Genomic DNA, 14727 nt, shown 5'->3' on the forward strand with positions numbered 1-14727 from the left:
GGTCTGCCACAGTTCCCGCATTACCGACGTCCCACTCCCCGTCACGACGAGGTCCCGGCGGGTGCGACAACCTCCGGCTGCAGATACCGCTCGGCTTGGGCGGCGAACATCCGCGCGTAGTGCCCGTGATCCGCCAGCAGCGTCTCGTGGGTGCCCCGCTCAAGGATCCGTCCCTCAGCCATCACTACAATCTGATCGGCGTGGCGGATAGTGGCCAGCCGATGGGATACGACGATCACGGTCGCCGCCGAGGAGAGCACCTCGATCTGAGCGAGGACCCGTTCCTCGGTCTCGGCGTCTAGATGCGACGTGGGCTCGTCCAGCACCACAACGTCCCGCCCCGCCCGCACGGCAAATACCGCCCGCGCCAGCGCGACCCGCTGCCACTGCCCACCGGAGAGACCAACACCGCCCGCGCGCCCGGTTCCAAGCAAGGTATCCCAGCCCAGCGGCAGCTCGGACACCATGTCGTCGATGCCTAGACTGCTCTTCACCCGATCGAAGAACTCGCCGTCACCATACGCTTCGGCCGCCCCCATCTGCACGTTCTCGCGAAGCGTGAGCTCGTAGCGCACGAAGCCCTGGATCATGATCGCGAGACGGCGCCTCCATCGTTCCACATCGAGATCGCGGAGGTCGATGCCGTCGGCGGACAGGCACCCGCCGGTCGGCTCGTAGAGGCGCGCGAGCAGCTTCACTAAAGTCGTCTTGCCCGCCCCGTTGCCGCCGACGATAGCAAGCGTCGAGCCGGAAGGGACCTCGAGGTCAATGCCGCGCAGAACCAGCCGCTCGTCATGCGGATAGTGGAACCGCAGGTCCTCGAGGCGCACTCCGGGCGGATGGCCGGTGCCGAGGTTCCCGCGTCCTGTAGGCCCCTCCCTCGAGACCGCGGCGGAGGCCGCCGCACGCACCGCCCGAATAGAGGTTCCAATTCGGCGTCCCTGCTCGATCGTGAGGTTCTCTCCGGCCGGTTCGCTCAAGCGCAACAAGGTGAGCCCGGCTGCCACGAGCTGGGCCACCGCCACTGCAGTCAGTCCGGGCTGCAGGGCGATACTCAGTAAGATCACGAGCGCACCCGCGAGTCCCGCGGCCACAGAGGGCCAGCTCCAGCGACTCGCGGCTCGCCGGCCCGACCAGACCGGCGCGAACTTGTCAAACGCCGCGTCACGGAATCTCTGTAGCGACCAGTCTGAGAGCCCGAAAACCCTGATCTCCTTCGCCGAGGCGGGATCGACGTGGAATCGCCGCCAGTACTCAAAACGCCGCGCTGCCGGGCCCACCAAGGCCCAGGACCGGTAGACCATTCCGAAAGAATGCTGCTGCAGCCATCGTCGGAACAACAACAAAACCAACGCGAACACGGCGGCCACGAGCGAGTAGTCGGCGATCAGGACGACGCACCAGGCCGCCGGGATGATCCGCACCGCAAGCGAGAACCAGGCCGCGACAGCCATTCCTGGGGTCTGCCCCCGAAGGTCGCCGCGCACAGTGGCGAGATGCCCACGAACCTCCTCCGTCTCGCCGTGATCGATTGTCACGGGAGTGACCAGATCCTGCGTCAGACGCGTGCGGGAATGGAGGTCGGCTCCGCTCGCTCCCCACAGCGCTACCGGCTCAGCGACCAGTTCCAGAAGCCGCTGGAGCACCAGCAAGGCGGCTAGCAATGTGATCGCAGCAGCCGTGGCGCGTGAGCGTCCCTCCCCTGCCACGCCGAAGGCCGCGACGGTCCCCGAGAAGGCCAGCACCAAACCGATAGGCACCACGGCCAGCAGCCCATGGACAATCAGCAACACGCCAACCCGGCGCGGGCCCATCGCGGCGATGAGCGAAACCTCCCAAGCGACGGTCTGGAGACGTCGTCGCGCCGCGTTCACCAAGGACTTCCTGGAGCGCCAACGGCAACGGCCGTGAGGATGAGCCCTCGGGACACCATCCACCGACCGGTTGGGCCCACCAGGCGCCAGTCGAGCCCCCGAGCAGAAGCGATCCGCGCAGTGAAGGAGCCGCGTTCGTCGAAGGAAATATCCACGTCACGCCAGCCCAAGCCGCGCCCGACGAGGGGGAACCACAGCTTATAGACGGCCTCTTTTGCACTGAACAACATCCTGTCGACGTGCACCGTGTCGTTTGAGAAGTCGAGCAGGCGCCGGAGTTCGTCTTCGTCACAGACGATCGAGTCCCGCACACCAGGGGGAAGCGGGAGGTTCGGTTCGGCGTCCACGCCGACACCGACCAGCTTCTCGTCCGACGCCACTACGGCGACCCGGTAGCCCGGGCAGTGGGAAATACTCCCCACGGTGCCGGCGGGCCAGCGCGGGGCGCCGCGGAATCCACGCGGAACCGGCGAATCCGGATGGCCCAGTCGCGCCAGTGCGCGCCGGGCGCAGACGCGTCCGGTCACGAACTCGTCCCTCCGTGCGGGACGCATGCCGGCCGCCGCCACCTGCTCGGCAGGGTGGAGCACGCCGGTCAGCTCTGAAAAAGTCTCGGCCGAGGCGACCTCGAACGGAAGGAGACGTTCGATCATCGCCTGTTCTCCGTGACCCGGCGCATCAGCCGCACCGCGCCGGGTAGCTCGTCGCGAGAGAGGTCCTCGATAAAGGTGCAACGCCCGATCGCGGTGGGCAGTGGGAGGTGCTGGTGGCCATCGCGGTGAGCAATCGTCTCGCGAAACGACTCCCAGAGCAGGTCGACGTCGGCGTAGTCCGGATGGCTGGTCGGCAACGCGCACCGACGCATCACAGCGACGATCCGTTCCAGAGTCTCGCCGTCGATAAGGCCACGTTCGGCGGCTAGGCAGGAGCTCAGCAGGCCGTCCAACGCGACGGCATGCCCGTGGTGCTGGCCATTGCGCATCTCGATTAAGGGGCTGAAACTGTGGCCGAAGTCGACGCACCGGGCCAGATCGTCCTCCCAGAGATTCGTGCCGAGGTCCTCGGCCATTTCAGCGACCGCCAGGCGGCTGAACTGCGCCGATAGTTCGTCGGTCGCGATCCAGGCCGGCGACCAGCCCGCCGGTAGCTGTTCGAGCTGCCCGAACAGCTCGGGAGACTTAATTACCGCGAGCTTGAAGATCTCACCGAGCCCGTGTGAGATCTCCACCACCGACTGAGTCGCGAGAAAATGGCGATCCAGAACGGTGAGCTTCGCGGGCCAGAATGCGCCCAGCCGGTTACGGTATCCGCCGCGGTTCACCCCGGTCTTGATCGCGACCGAGACGTCGACCTGGGCCAGCAAGGTTGTCGGCACTCGAATGTAGGGGACACCACGCCGGTAGACGCTCGCAGCAAAGCCGACGACGTCGCAGACAACTCCGCCTCCGATCGCGACGATTGGGGATGAACGACGCGGCGTAACGCACTCATCCATTTCCTCCACCACCCTCAGCACATGCTCGAGGGTTTTGTTGGACTCGCCTCCGGGAAGCACGAGCACTCGGTGCGCGACCGTGACGACGTCGAGGTACTCCTGGATTTTGCGCCGGCTTGTGGCCCACACTGCGTCGTCTACCACGATCAAGGTGGTGCCGCGCGCACTATGCAACGCTTCGGTGAGCGGGCTGTCCAAGGCGAAGGCTGCCGGCGTCTCTACGATGCGGTAACGGGTCTCGCGTTGGGCCGCGACCGTTAGGTCGAACGTAGCCGATTGCCGTGATCCCGCGGTGACTTGGTCCACAACAGCGGAGTGAATGCTCATAGCTCACATCTTTTCCGTCTCATCGGGCCTCAGCGCCTCCTGAAATCGATCGTGATGCGACTCCCATGTCGCATAGGTCAGATGATATGACGTGTTCACCCCACCTTGCTACCCCTCAGCTCGATTTGACATCCTGAGTATTGCAACCATCTGCCCCGTGGCAATAGGCCGGGATGCCGATATGCACGCCTGACCTTCGCACTTAGATCGGATGTCTAATCCATGAAAAAATACCGAATGCGAAAATTCACATGCCAGAGAACTCCTCCTTTCGTCAGTCGAGAAGATCACCTTCGGGGGCGCTACAACACGCAGCAGCGGCCCAAAGAGGCGTGGACCGGCTACTGATATGGAGATAGAACATTCTCAATACCCGGTGAGAACGCTCATCTCGATGTCAGTAAAGTGCTCATCTAAATGTCAGTAGTCAGGCCTGCCCCTGCGGCCAGGGTTGGAGTGGCTGCGGGAGCGGTCCGGGGTCACGTCCCGCTGAGTGGTGGAGTTTCTCAACACCGTGCGGGTCAGTTGTTCTAGCTTAGGCGGCGGCGAGTTCGGGGAGGATCACCGCCTCGTCGATGACCTCGATGGGTTGGTCATGGTGCCCAGCTCGAGCATGGATGACTCGGAGAAGTAGCGGCGTTCGCCGGCTTCCCACTCGTCGTGTTGCTCGATCAGGACCGACCCGGCCAGGCGCAGCAGGGCTGCGGCGTTGGGGAACACGCCGACGACGTCGGTGCGGCGTTTGATCTCTTTGTTCACCCGTTCGAGCGGGTTGGTGGACCAGATTTGGCGCCAGTGCCGTCTGGGGAACGCGGCGAAGGCGAGCAGGTCGGGTTGCGCGTCGACGAGCATCGCCGCGACCTTCGGGTGCGACCGGGCGAGCATCGTGGTGACCTCGCGGAACTGCTTCTCGATGTGTTCACGGTCGGGCTGGGCGAAGATGGTGCGGATGATCGAGGCGACCATGTCCTGCGATCCTTTCGGGATTACCGCGAGGACGTTGCGCATGAAATGCACCCGGCAGCGCTGCCAGCCGGCGCCTTGGAACACGGTCCCGATGGCCTTCTTCAGGCCGGTGTGAGCGTCAGACATGACTAGCTTGACCCCGTCGAGGCCGCGGGTCTTCAGCGACCGCAGGAACGACGTCCAGAAGCCCTCGTTCTCGCTGTCGCCCACGTCGAAACCCAGGACTTCCCGGCGCCCGTCGACGGCAACGCCGACGGCGACGACGATGGCCTGGGACACGATCCGGTGCCCGACCCGGGCCTTGTAGTAGGTCGCATCGAGGAACACGTAGGGGAAGTTCTGCGCGGCGAGGGTGCGGTCGCGGAACTCGGCGTCCAGGCCGGCGCAGATCCGGGACACTTCGGACTTGGAGATCCCGGTATCAGCGCCGAGGGCTTTGACCAGGTCGTCGACTTTCCGGGTTGAGACGCCGTGGACGTAGGCCTCCATCACGACCGCGAACAACGCCTGATCGACCCGGCGGCGCCGTTCCAGTAGGGCGGGGAAGAATGACCCGGCGCGGAGCTTGGGGATCTTCAGGTCGAGGTCACCGGCGGTCGTCGACAGGGTCCTGGACCGGGCGCCGTTGCGGTGGGTGGTGCGGTCCCCGGAGCGCTCGAACGGGGCTGCGCCGATGAACGCGGTCGCTTCGGCATCGATGAGTTCTTAGTAGAGCTTTTCGGTCGCGCGTCACTATGGTCCAACGTCTTGGCCGCGCATCTATTCCGCAGCCAGGGGTGACCCATCAGGAAAGCGGGGCCGGGCGGGGTGTCAGCTCACTCGGGGCGAAGCTCGTCTGGCGCGGGAAATGGCAGCCGGAAGCGATCACTGTTGGCACCCACCGCGGAGGCGGCGCCATATTCGTCGGCCACGACCGTCACTCCGTCGGGGCTCGCCTCGCTGATCCGCACGGGCCGCTCCGTACCGTCGGCCAGGCGCAGCAGAAAGCGATCGGCCAGAAAGCCGATACCCAGCGCCTCCAGAATCTCCTCGGCCTCCAGCCAGTCGACCGGCTCCGTGGTCACCCAACGGCCCAGGCGATCCACCGGGCGGAAGCCCTCGCCCGCCGGCACGATCCAACCCACCGGTTCGCGGTCTTCGCGGCGGTGTTCGATCCAGTCCTCAGGCAGCATTGAGTTATCGTCGCAGACCAACTGGGTATCTCGGGGATGATCTGCAGGGTCGTAAGGCACAATAGGCTCACGCATTCCTGCCAATGGAGGACAGAATGACCGGCGAAACCCAGAACGAACCGATTCAGTCTCAGCACAGCGCCACGGATGCGGACATGGTGGCGGGCATTCTGAGCCAGCAGGAGGCGGACCTCGCCGGCCACGACGAAGCCCAGGTGCTTGGCGCTCTACGCGAGCGTTTCGCCGATGGCGGCCACGAGGTAGACGACGCGACGCTTCAGGAGCACGCGCGACGGATCGCCGGCCTCGACCCGAACAGCTTCTCTAGCAAGTAATCACTGGGTGTCAGCGGGCAGCATCCGAGTCCACGCTGTCGACGGCGGCCGTCATCGACGTGAGGAACTGCGCGATGAGCGCCGCATCGGCGGGGCTGAGCGCCCTGGCCGTGTCGATCATCCGTGCGTGCATGGCGCCGAGGGTTTGACGCACCTCGTCGTCGGAGCCGGGGGTGGCGGTGACCACGTTGCTGCGCCGGTTGGTGGGGTGCGGGGTGCGCTGAACGTGACCGCTCTTCGTCAGCCGGTCGAGCAGTGCTGTGACGGATGCCGAGGTCATGCCCAGGTGGTCCGCGAGGTCGCGACCGGAGACGATCCGCTGCTCCCCCTCGGCCTTGATCAGGAACCGGAGCGCCTGCAGGTCATTTGTGCCCATCCGCATCGAGTCGCGGGTGCGGCGCCGCATGGCTTCTTCTGCCTGCCGGTACTCCAGCAGTGTCGCGATGACCTCGTCGGCCTGGGGCGACGCGACCGGCCCTGTCGAACCCGGGATGCTCACCGGGACGACGCGGAGGAGGGCGGAGCGTCGGAGTCGACGTGCGCGTCGATCTCGTCGACCGCGGCGCGCATGTTGTGCAGGAAATCGACGACGACCTTGGCCTGCGCCGGATCCAGGCGGTTGGCGACCTCAACCATCCGCGCCGGCACGTCACCCAGGGCAGCCTGGATCTCGGCGTCGGTGCTGGCGGTGGGCACCAGGATCAGGGCGCGGCGGTCGAAGGGGCTGTGCTCCCGCCGCACTTGGCCGGCTCGCTCTAGGCGGTCGATCAACACGGTTGTCGACGCGCTCGAGATGCCCAGATAGGCGGTCAGTTCTTTGGGGCCGGTCGTGCGGCCGTCCTGCTTTGCGATGAGCAGGTAGCGCAGCGCGAGCAGGTCATTCTCACCCAAACCCATGGATCGCTGGGTTCGGCTGCGCATCGCGGACTCCGCCGCGCGATAGGTGCGCAACGCCTCGAGAACCGCGACACTCCGCTCCCGCTGGGCGTCGTCGGCGTACCAGTAATGCGTGCCCGCGTCCTGAACCGAATATGCCATCCACAAATACTAGTTCTCCTAACAAAATGTCGTCTCGGCCTCTCAGGGCCTTCGCAGCCACCTGCCCTCGTGGCATTTGCATTCGGTTTTGGTTCATGTAAATTATTACTAGATACACGAACTAATAGACCGACTAGCTAAAGGGGGGCTCGATGACAAGCGCCAACACCAGCACCCACATCGCCTGGTACAACCCCGAGAGCAATCTTTGGGTCGCCGCCGCCAACGGTGAGCATGCCGGCCTAGTCGAGTTCGTGGACGGGCACTTCACCGTGCGCAGCAACACCGGCTCGGTTGTGGCGGAAACCACGAGCATCCCGGCCGCCCAGGCGGCCCTCGCCCAGCACATCGACGCCCTAGCCAACCACGGTGACGAGTCCGCTGCCGTACCGACGCGGTCCTTCTTCAAGCGGGTGCCGCGGCCGGTCTACCTGCGCGGCTCCCTCGCCGCCTGACCTCTCACTTCCCTTCTTTTTTCTTCAGTTCCATCTCACCAGCAGCACGATCAGAAAGCAGAGACACTCATGGGCTTCTTCGGATTCCTCCTCCTCGGCCTCCTCGCCGGCGCCATCGCCAAGCTCATCCTCCCCGGCAAGAACGGTGGCGGTTGGCTCGTCACCCTACTGCTCGGCGTTGTCGGCGCCATCGTCGGCGGCTTCCTCGGCGGGCTCCTCTTCAACGTCGGCATCAACGACTTCTTCTCCCTCTCCACCTGGGTGCTCGCCATCGGCGGCTCAATCATCGTGCTCGTGATCTACGGCGCGATCACCGGACGCCGCCGCTAACCAGCGACAGGACGTTGAAGGCACCGATCCTCAGGGATCGGTGCCTTCTTTTGTATCCCCAGTTTCTGCACCACCGGCGCGCAGGCAGCATCGGACGCTACAGGGCCAGCAGGGCAACCCCGGTGACCAGGGCGTTCAAGGTCACATGCATCACGATGGGCGCCCACAGGGTGGTGTGGAACTCGCGGAGGTAGGCGAGCGCCAGGCCGAGGGTGAGCATGTAGGGCAGCAGGATCGGCACACCGTGAAAGGCCGCGAAGAGCGCCGCGCTGAGCAGTGCCGCCGCGATGGGGACGAACCGGCGGCGGAATCCGCCATACACGAGGGCACGGAAGACCACTTCCTCCCAGATCGGGGTGAGGAGAGCGATCCCGATGAAACTGGCGGCCGCCAGCAACGGACCCACGCCCAGAAGGAGCGAGTCCACCGCGTCGCCACTGCTGGCGACCTCCCCGGTCAGCGCGAAAGCGAGCCCCTGCACCGCGGCGAGGAGAAGGAAGATCACGGGGACCTGCCAGAGCAGGTGCAGGATGCGCGGTGTCGGGCGGTGGAATCCGATCGCCCGCCAGCCGCTGCCCGCCCGGCGCAGGCCCAGATGCAGCACGAGCAGCATCACCGCAGCATGACCGAAGAGAGTGCCCGCCAGCACCGGAACGGCGACCTCCCGCACGCCGGGGACGACCATGATCCCAAGCACGACGGCGCCGAAGAACACAACCGTCACCAGCAGCAGCGCCGCCAGGAGCACCAGCGTCGGCTTGAGCGCCAGCGGCGAGCGCACGGACGCCACTACGCCGTCACGGCCCGAGGTGGGCACCGGTCTACTCCCCGGCCACGGCGACTGCGGGATGCTGGGCGGCCTGCGCCGCACGTTGCGTGAACCAGGCGTCCAGCTCGGCGGCGGCAAGCGGGCGGGAGATGAAGTACCCCTGGGCTTGATCGCAGCCCAACCGGGCCAGGTCGGCGTAGGCATCCTCCACCTCCACGCCTTCGGCGACGATGCGCATCCCCAGCCCGTGGGCCAGGGCGATGGTCGACCCCACAAGCGTGGCAGCGCGGGCGTTGTCCGCCATCGGCAGCACGAACGATCTGTCGAGTTTGAGTTCGTCGATGGGCAGGTCACGCAGGTACGACAGCGAGCTGTAGCCGGTGCCGAAGTCGTCGATGGCGATGTGGATGCCGCTTTCGCGCAGCTGCGTCAGGATGCCGTGGGCCCGGTCCCGGTCGGCCATCAGGAAGTCCTCGGTGATCTCCAACAGCAGGGCCGCGGTGGTGAGGCCGCGGGACGCGATCATGGCGGCGATTCGAGCCGGGAGGCTGGCGTCGATGAGGGAGCTCGCCGACAGGTTGACCGCCACCGTCAGCGGCCGGCCGTCGGCCTGCCAGGTGGCGGCCTGGTCCAGCGCCTCGCCCAGAACGATCTGGGTCAGCTCGTGCATCAGGCCGGCCTCCTCCACCAGGGTGAGGAACTGGTCGGGGTGCAGAAGGCCTCGGCGGGGATGATTCCAGCGCACGAGGGCTTCGACCCCGCGCACCGCGCCGGAGGCCAGATCGACCTTGGGCTGGTAGTGCAGCACGAGTTCGTCATCACGGAGCGCGAGGCGCAGTTCCTGCAGGGTGCGCAGCCGTTCGTCGCCGTGGCTGTCGTTGGCGCTCACGTAGATCTGGTGCCCCGCGCGCGCAGACTTCGCCGCGTACATGGCCATATCGGCCTTGCGGAGCAGGCCGGTGACATCCACGCCGTGGTCGGGAAAGAGCGCGATCCCAATGCTGACATTGGCCTGCAGGGCGATGCCCTCGAGGGTGAACGGCTCGGCCAGCGCGGCGCGCAGAGTTTCGGCGATCGCCGTCGCCCGCTCGGGGCCGGCGTCGCCGAGCAGGAGCGCGAACTCGTCGCCGCCCAGCCGGGCGAGCAGATCGTCGGCGCTGAGCTGGTCGACCAGGCGCTGCCCCACCTGCACGAGTAGGCGGTCACCCACGTTGTGGCCCAGGCTGTCGTTCACTTCCTTGAATCTGTCCAGGTCCAGCAGAAGCAGCGCGCTCGGTCGCCCCGCAGACGCCGCGAGGCGCACGGGCACTTCGGCGTAGAGCGCCCTCCGGTTGGGCAGCCCGGTCAAATCGTCGGTCAACGCCTGGTTCTGCAGGTCCGCCATGCTCACGAGCTGCCGGAAGGCCAACTGGGTGCGCACCGCCGCCATGATCAGCGCCGCAGTGGCCAGCAGCACCGCCAGCCACGACACCGTCACCTGACTGCTCAACACCAGGATGCCGAGGCCCGCGGTCGTGGCCAGCGCCGGAACCGCCAGCACCCAGGTGCTGGACGTCTCCCGCCGCACCGCCCTCTCCCGCAGCGCCGAGCCGTCCACCCACACGGCCAACAGTGTGAGTCCGATGGCCCAACCGGCGTCGAGCGGGGTACCGATCACGTAATCCTCGTTGGACACCCGCAAGGCGTAGACAACATCCGCTGCGGTGAAAACCATCAGGCCGAAGACCAGGTAGCCCCAGCGTCGGCCGGCGACGAGCCCGCGGGTGGCGGCGATGCCCACGATGGCCGCCACCAGCACGAGGTCGAACAACGGATAGGCGACGGCGAAGACGGATGCGACGGACACCGGTCCCTCGAGCGCCGCATCCACGACCGGGCTGAGCAAAACGGCCAACACCGCGGCCGACCCGAGCGCCCCCATGGCGCTGTCGAGGATGACCGGCCACGGCAAGCGCGGTAGTTGCCGGTAGACCAGCGCGATCAACGCGGCCAGTGTGAGCGGGTAGAAGAGCAGATAACCGACGTCGGCGAACGACGGGAACGGCAGTGATCGGGAGCCGGCCAGCGACAGGATGTAGTACCCGTTCGCGAGCGCGAACGAGGTCACGGCGGCCGCCGCCAGGCCTACCTGCAGGCGCCGGGACCTGGTGCGACGCAGCGCCATCCAACATACGAAAGCCGGCACGAACTGGGTGATCGAGCCCAACCAGCCATCGACAAACGGGCTGTACGAGTCGCCAGGCACCAGCAGGCCCACCAGGTAGGCGGCCAGGATCAGCCACATGAGCCACATCGAGGCAGTGCGAAAACGGTCAGTCCCCGATGCGGGCCCGTCGAGATCGTCTGTTCGCCTTCGCATCCGACACCGCACCCCCTGGCATCAGAGTAGTTGACGGTGCCCGTTGCGAGTGTCGGCGCGGCACGACCCGGTGCCGGCGACCGCTACTCGGCCTGTCTATTCGGTGGTTCGGCGCAGGCGGATCGTCCACAGGGTCAGCATGGCCACCGCCGCCACGAACGCGACCGTCAACCCACTGCCGGTGAGGGAGAGCGTCGCACCCGCCGCCGTACCGACACCCACCACGAAGCTGGTGATCAACAGCCCGGTCGCGACCAGCAGGGCCAGCGCCGAGACGGACAGGGCCACGTTCGCGACCAGGAACTTGCGCTCAACCACCATCTGCACACCTCGATCTCGGTTTCGCACCTGCTGTTCAGAGGCGATACCGCAACCCTGCGCGCAATCGACGGCGATGGCTAGTCGGCGGAAGTGACGACTTGTGGGCGACGCGCGCGGGCTGTTAGCGTGCCTCAGGCCCGAGTCGAGGCCCGATACGGCCGGAAGAATTCCCGCAGCTCGTGGGCGTACAACTCGGGCTGTTCGAACGCGGCGAAGTGGCCGCCATGCGCCGGCTCGGTGGCTCGCACGACATTCGCGGTGCGTTCCAGCCAGGCGAGCGGCGGGCGCACCAGGTCGCCGGGGAAGATCGCGAAGCCCGACGGCACCGCCACCCGGCGGGCGAGCTGAGCGGGCGGGATGGCGGCGTTCGCGTTGTACATCCGCATCGACGACCCGATGGTGCCCGTGAACCAGTAGATGGTGAGGTTGGTGAGGATCTCGTCCCGGCTGAAGACGCTCTCGAGGTCGCCGTCGCAGTCGCTCCAGGCCCGCAGTTTCTCGACGATCCAGGCGGCCAGGCCCGCCGGCGAGTCGGTGAGCCCGAACGCGGCAGTCTGCGGCTTGGTGCGGTGCATGGCCGCGTAGGCACCCTCCGCCGCACCCCAGGCCGCACCGCCCTGCAACCAGTCGCGTTCTTCCGGGGCCAAATCTGCCAGGTCGCCGTCGAAGACGGCCAGGCCGGCGTCGGTGCGGTGCACGGCCACGACCTTGTCGGGGTGGTCGAGGGCGAGGTAGCGGCTCACGTGACTGCCGATGTCGCCGCCGGCCGCACCGAACCGGGCGTAGCCGAGACCGCCCATGAGTTCTGCCCAGAGCCCGGCCACCTCAATGGAGTTGAGCGCAGGCCCGGTAGGGATGTCGGAATAGCCGAACCCGGGCAGGTCGGGCACGATCACGTCGAACGCATCCGCCGGGTCGCCGCCGTGTGCACCCGGGTCGGTGAGCAGCGGGATCACCTTGGAGTAGCGCCAGAAAGAATCCGGCCAGCCGTGGCTGAGCACCAGCGGCAACACGGGCCCCGTGGGCGCAACGGCACGGGCATGCACAAAGTGGATGCCCAGCCCGCCGACCTGGGCTCGGAACCGGGGTAACCGGTTGAGTGCGGCCTCCGCTGCCGGCCAGTCGAACTCGTCGGCCCAGTAGCCGACGAGGTCGCGCAGGCAGTCGAGGTCGGTGCCGAGGGCCCAGCCGGCGTCCTCCGGCGCATCCGGCCAGCGCGTGGCCCGCAGGCGGGCGCGGAGGTCCGCCAGCGCGGCGGGGTCGGTCTGCGTGGTGAACGGTTCGGGGCGACGCTCAGCGTTCGGCATGTCCTCGACCATACTGCGGGCCCCGTGCTACGGGGCGTCCTGCACCGAGCCGATGCTGGCGCTCCTTACTCTTCGGCCTCTTCCACCTGTTCGGCGAGCTGGGCCCGGTCGTCGGCGGATGATTCGCGATCGCTCTTGGAGTGGGACCGGTCGATCGCGGCGGCGCGGCGTTCACCGTGGCCGGAATAGGTTTCCCCGACGTTGAGGAAGGCCTTGAGGTCGGCGGCTTCTGCACGCTTGTCAGATTCGGCGTCTCGGACGTCGGCTTCGTCGTCTCTGCGGTCGGCGTCGGCCAGAATCTTCTTGGCCTTGTGGTTCGGGTTCGTGGCCGGGGTGTCGGAGTCAGTCGGCTGGTCCATGTTCCCTATATAACACCAACGAATGGCGAATGAACTGAAGACCACTGGCCGCTCTACTCGGAGCCGCGCTTCCTCAGCTCTCGCGGCCGAAGAACCGGCCGAGGTCGCCCAGCCCGGGGATCTCGAAGTTCGAGGCCAGGTCGGTGAGGCTCGACGCGTCGAAGTTCGACCCGGCCTCGGTCAGCTGCTCGCCGACCCCACCGGCGTAGTCCTCTGCGCCCGTGGCGATGTCGCCCAGGCCGCTGGCGTAGTCCTCGGCGCCGGCGGTGAGGTCGCCGAGGCCACCGGCCAGGCTGTCGAAGTCGACGCCGAGCCCAGCGGCCTGTTCGAGGATCGGTGCGGCCACGCTGCTGAGCACGGCGCCACCGGCGACGGCGGCGAGGAGTCCGCCGGCCGCGCCCAGACCGGCTCCGGCGACAGCGCCGAGTCCGACTCCGGCAAGCGCGCCGGCGCCGCCCTGTGCGGCGGGCTTGGCGAACAGCGAGCGCAGGAAGCCGGGGTTGTGCGCTTCGCCCCTGGCTGCCGCGCGCGCGAGGTCGGCGGGTTCCGCCGACGCCGGCTGCTCGGTGGCTGGCAGCTCCGCGCGCAGCTGCGCGTTGACCTGCTCGCGCTGGGCGGGAGTGAGCCGGGCGAAGGCGTCGCGGTGCACCTGTTCGAGCTGCTCCGGCTGCGCGGTCTTCAGGAGGTAGTCGTAGCGGGCGATGGCCGCCGCATCCGCTGGGATGGCGGCGTTTTGGGGTGTGGCTGCGGCGCGCTGAGGCGTGGCGGCCGCGAGCGGAGCTGCTGCTGGCGGCTGAGTTGCGGCGGACGGCTGAGTTGCAGCGGCCGGCCGGGTGTCGCCGGTGACCTTGTCGGCCGCCGTGCGCACCAGGTCGCGCCAGTCCGTCTTGCCTGAGCCGTTCGTGGAGGACTGCCCCGACTTGTCGAGGGCTTTCGATGCCATGTTCAGAATGCGCTGGAGATTGCTCACAGGAGGCCCTTCAATTGACTGGTTCCCCAGTCTTCCCGACCGCGCCTGAGCAAAGCCTCTTAGCCGGTAGTCGGCACCGGCACCGGTCAGTGCTTGCGACGTATTCGACGCGGCACCACGATCCAGATCACGAGCACCACCAGGACGATGAAGGCGGCGAAGGCCACTCCCCAGGCCCGGCCGAGCACGAGGTCGAAGATCAGCAGCCCGATGCCGGCGACCGTGATCGCTACTCCGGCAAGTGTCGCCTGCACGAAGTAGTCGGTGTACCGCACGATGGTGTCCTTGGCCTGCCGGCGGAACAGCACCCGGTGCAGGCTCACCGGCGCCAGCCCGACCAGCGTGGTGACGATGGAGGTGACGACCAGCACGAGGTAGGTGTCGCGCTGGAAGGCATCCAGATCGGCGAAGCGGGACTGGAAGACCGCGGCGAGCAGGAAGCCGGTGAGGATCTGTGTGCCGGTCTGGATCACCCGGAGCTCCTGGAGCAGCTCGGCCCAGTTCCGGTCCAATTGCTCGGTGGGGGTTTCGGTGCGGCCGTCCGGAGCCGGGCTGGGCTCCTCCGGGGTGCGCGGAGCGGGGTCGGGCATCACTGAACCCTTCGTCTGTCGCTGTAATCGTCTTTGAGACAATAAGCGTGGCCCTCATCT

The 14727-nt window shown here is 67.0% G+C and carries 16 protein-coding genes and 1 pseudogene; 3 read left to right on the top strand and 14 right to left on the bottom strand.

Features of this window, described 5'->3' with window-relative positions:
* Positions 1 to 41 precede the first annotated feature (41 nt).
* From BJQ94_RS18490 to BJQ94_RS18510, 5 genes and pseudogenes are all read right to left on the bottom strand, one after another.
* Complete coding sequence (locus BJQ94_RS18490; RefSeq protein ID WP_265399224.1) at positions 42 to 1874, bottom strand: ABC transporter ATP-binding protein; 1833 nt, start codon at positions 1872 to 1874, stop codon at positions 42 to 44.
* Positions 1871 to 2527, bottom strand: a complete 657-nt coding sequence (locus tag BJQ94_RS18495; RefSeq protein WP_265399223.1) for a 4'-phosphopantetheinyl transferase superfamily protein — start codon at positions 2525 to 2527, stop codon at positions 1871 to 1873. The genes BJQ94_RS18490 and BJQ94_RS18495 overlap by 4 nt, the downstream gene beginning before the upstream one ends.
* The gene (locus BJQ94_RS18500; RefSeq protein WP_265399222.1) at positions 2524 to 3696 is read right to left on the bottom strand and encodes a sedoheptulose 7-phosphate cyclase; all 1173 of its coding nucleotides are present in this window, start codon (positions 3694 to 3696) and stop codon (positions 2524 to 2526) included. The genes BJQ94_RS18495 and BJQ94_RS18500 overlap by 4 nt, the downstream gene beginning before the upstream one ends.
* Before the next feature lie 561 nt (positions 3697 to 4257).
* Positions 4258 to 5364, bottom strand: a pseudogene (locus BJQ94_RS18505) (IS256 family transposase); the annotation flags it as partial.
* 113 nt (positions 5365 to 5477) lie between these two features.
* A complete protein-coding gene (locus BJQ94_RS18510; protein WP_265398712.1) occupies positions 5478 to 5834 on the bottom strand; it encodes a hypothetical protein in 357 nt (118 codons plus the stop codon).
* Between the two features lie 95 nt (positions 5835 to 5929).
* Here BJQ94_RS18510 and BJQ94_RS18515 point away from each other — a divergent pair, with 95 nt between their 5' ends.
* On the top strand, positions 5930 to 6169 hold the full coding sequence (locus BJQ94_RS18515; protein ID WP_265398711.1) for a hypothetical protein: 240 nt from the start codon (positions 5930 to 5932) through the stop codon (positions 6167 to 6169).
* 10 nt (positions 6170 to 6179) lie between these two features.
* Here BJQ94_RS18515 and BJQ94_RS18520 read toward each other — a convergent pair whose 3' ends face one another.
* Both BJQ94_RS18520 and BJQ94_RS18525 read right to left on the bottom strand, forming a co-directional pair.
* Positions 6180 to 6668 carry a MarR family transcriptional regulator gene (locus BJQ94_RS18520; RefSeq protein WP_265398710.1) on the bottom strand — a complete coding sequence of 163 codons (489 nt, stop codon included), beginning with the start codon at positions 6666 to 6668 and terminating at the stop codon, positions 6180 to 6182.
* Positions 6665 to 7207 (bottom strand): MarR family transcriptional regulator, encoded by a 543-nt coding sequence (locus BJQ94_RS18525; protein WP_265398709.1) that lies wholly within the window; start codon positions 7205 to 7207, stop codon positions 6665 to 6667. The genes BJQ94_RS18520 and BJQ94_RS18525 overlap by 4 nt, the downstream gene beginning before the upstream one ends.
* Positions 7208 to 7359: 152 nt before the next feature.
* Here BJQ94_RS18525 and BJQ94_RS18530 point away from each other — a divergent pair, with 152 nt between their 5' ends.
* Entirely contained in the window at positions 7360 to 7662 is a 303-nt protein-coding gene (locus BJQ94_RS18530; RefSeq protein WP_265398708.1) for a hypothetical protein, read from the top strand.
* Between the two features lie 69 nt (positions 7663 to 7731).
* Positions 7732 to 7992 (top strand): GlsB/YeaQ/YmgE family stress response membrane protein, encoded by a 261-nt coding sequence (locus BJQ94_RS18535; protein WP_265398707.1) that lies wholly within the window; start codon positions 7732 to 7734, stop codon positions 7990 to 7992.
* A gap of 97 nt (positions 7993 to 8089) precedes the next feature.
* On the opposite strand, the gene BJQ94_RS18540 is transcribed toward BJQ94_RS18535, so the two are convergent.
* From BJQ94_RS18540 to BJQ94_RS18570, 7 genes are all read right to left on the bottom strand, one after another.
* Positions 8090 to 8809, bottom strand: a complete 720-nt coding sequence (locus BJQ94_RS18540) for a CPBP family intramembrane glutamic endopeptidase (RefSeq protein WP_265398706.1) — start codon at positions 8807 to 8809, stop codon at positions 8090 to 8092.
* A gap of 4 nt (positions 8810 to 8813) precedes the next feature.
* Entirely contained in the window at positions 8814 to 11054 is a 2241-nt protein-coding gene (locus tag BJQ94_RS18545; RefSeq protein ID WP_265398705.1) for an EAL domain-containing protein, read from the bottom strand.
* A 162-nt stretch (positions 11055 to 11216) separates the two neighbouring features.
* Positions 11217 to 11441 carry a hypothetical protein gene (locus BJQ94_RS18550; RefSeq protein ID WP_265398704.1) on the bottom strand — a complete coding sequence of 75 codons (225 nt, stop codon included), beginning with the start codon at positions 11439 to 11441 and terminating at the stop codon, positions 11217 to 11219.
* A 131-nt stretch (positions 11442 to 11572) separates the two neighbouring features.
* On the bottom strand, positions 11573 to 12748 hold the full coding sequence (locus BJQ94_RS18555; RefSeq protein ID WP_265398703.1) for an epoxide hydrolase family protein: 1176 nt from the start codon (positions 12746 to 12748) through the stop codon (positions 11573 to 11575).
* Positions 12749 to 12813: 65 nt separating this feature from the next.
* A complete protein-coding gene (locus BJQ94_RS18560) occupies positions 12814 to 13107 on the bottom strand; it encodes a hypothetical protein (protein WP_265398702.1) in 294 nt (97 codons plus the stop codon).
* A gap of 73 nt (positions 13108 to 13180) precedes the next feature.
* On the bottom strand, positions 13181 to 14050 hold the full coding sequence (locus BJQ94_RS18565; protein WP_265398701.1) for a cation-transporting ATPase: 870 nt from the start codon (positions 14048 to 14050) through the stop codon (positions 13181 to 13183).
* A gap of 113 nt (positions 14051 to 14163) precedes the next feature.
* On the bottom strand, positions 14164 to 14667 hold the full coding sequence (locus tag BJQ94_RS18570; protein WP_265398700.1) for a DUF6328 family protein: 504 nt from the start codon (positions 14665 to 14667) through the stop codon (positions 14164 to 14166).
* Between the last annotated feature and the right edge of the window lie 60 nt (positions 14668 to 14727).

This window comes from Cryobacterium sp. SO2, from assembly GCF_026151165.2.
Lineage (GTDB): Bacteria > Actinomycetota > Actinomycetes > Actinomycetales > Microbacteriaceae > Cryobacterium.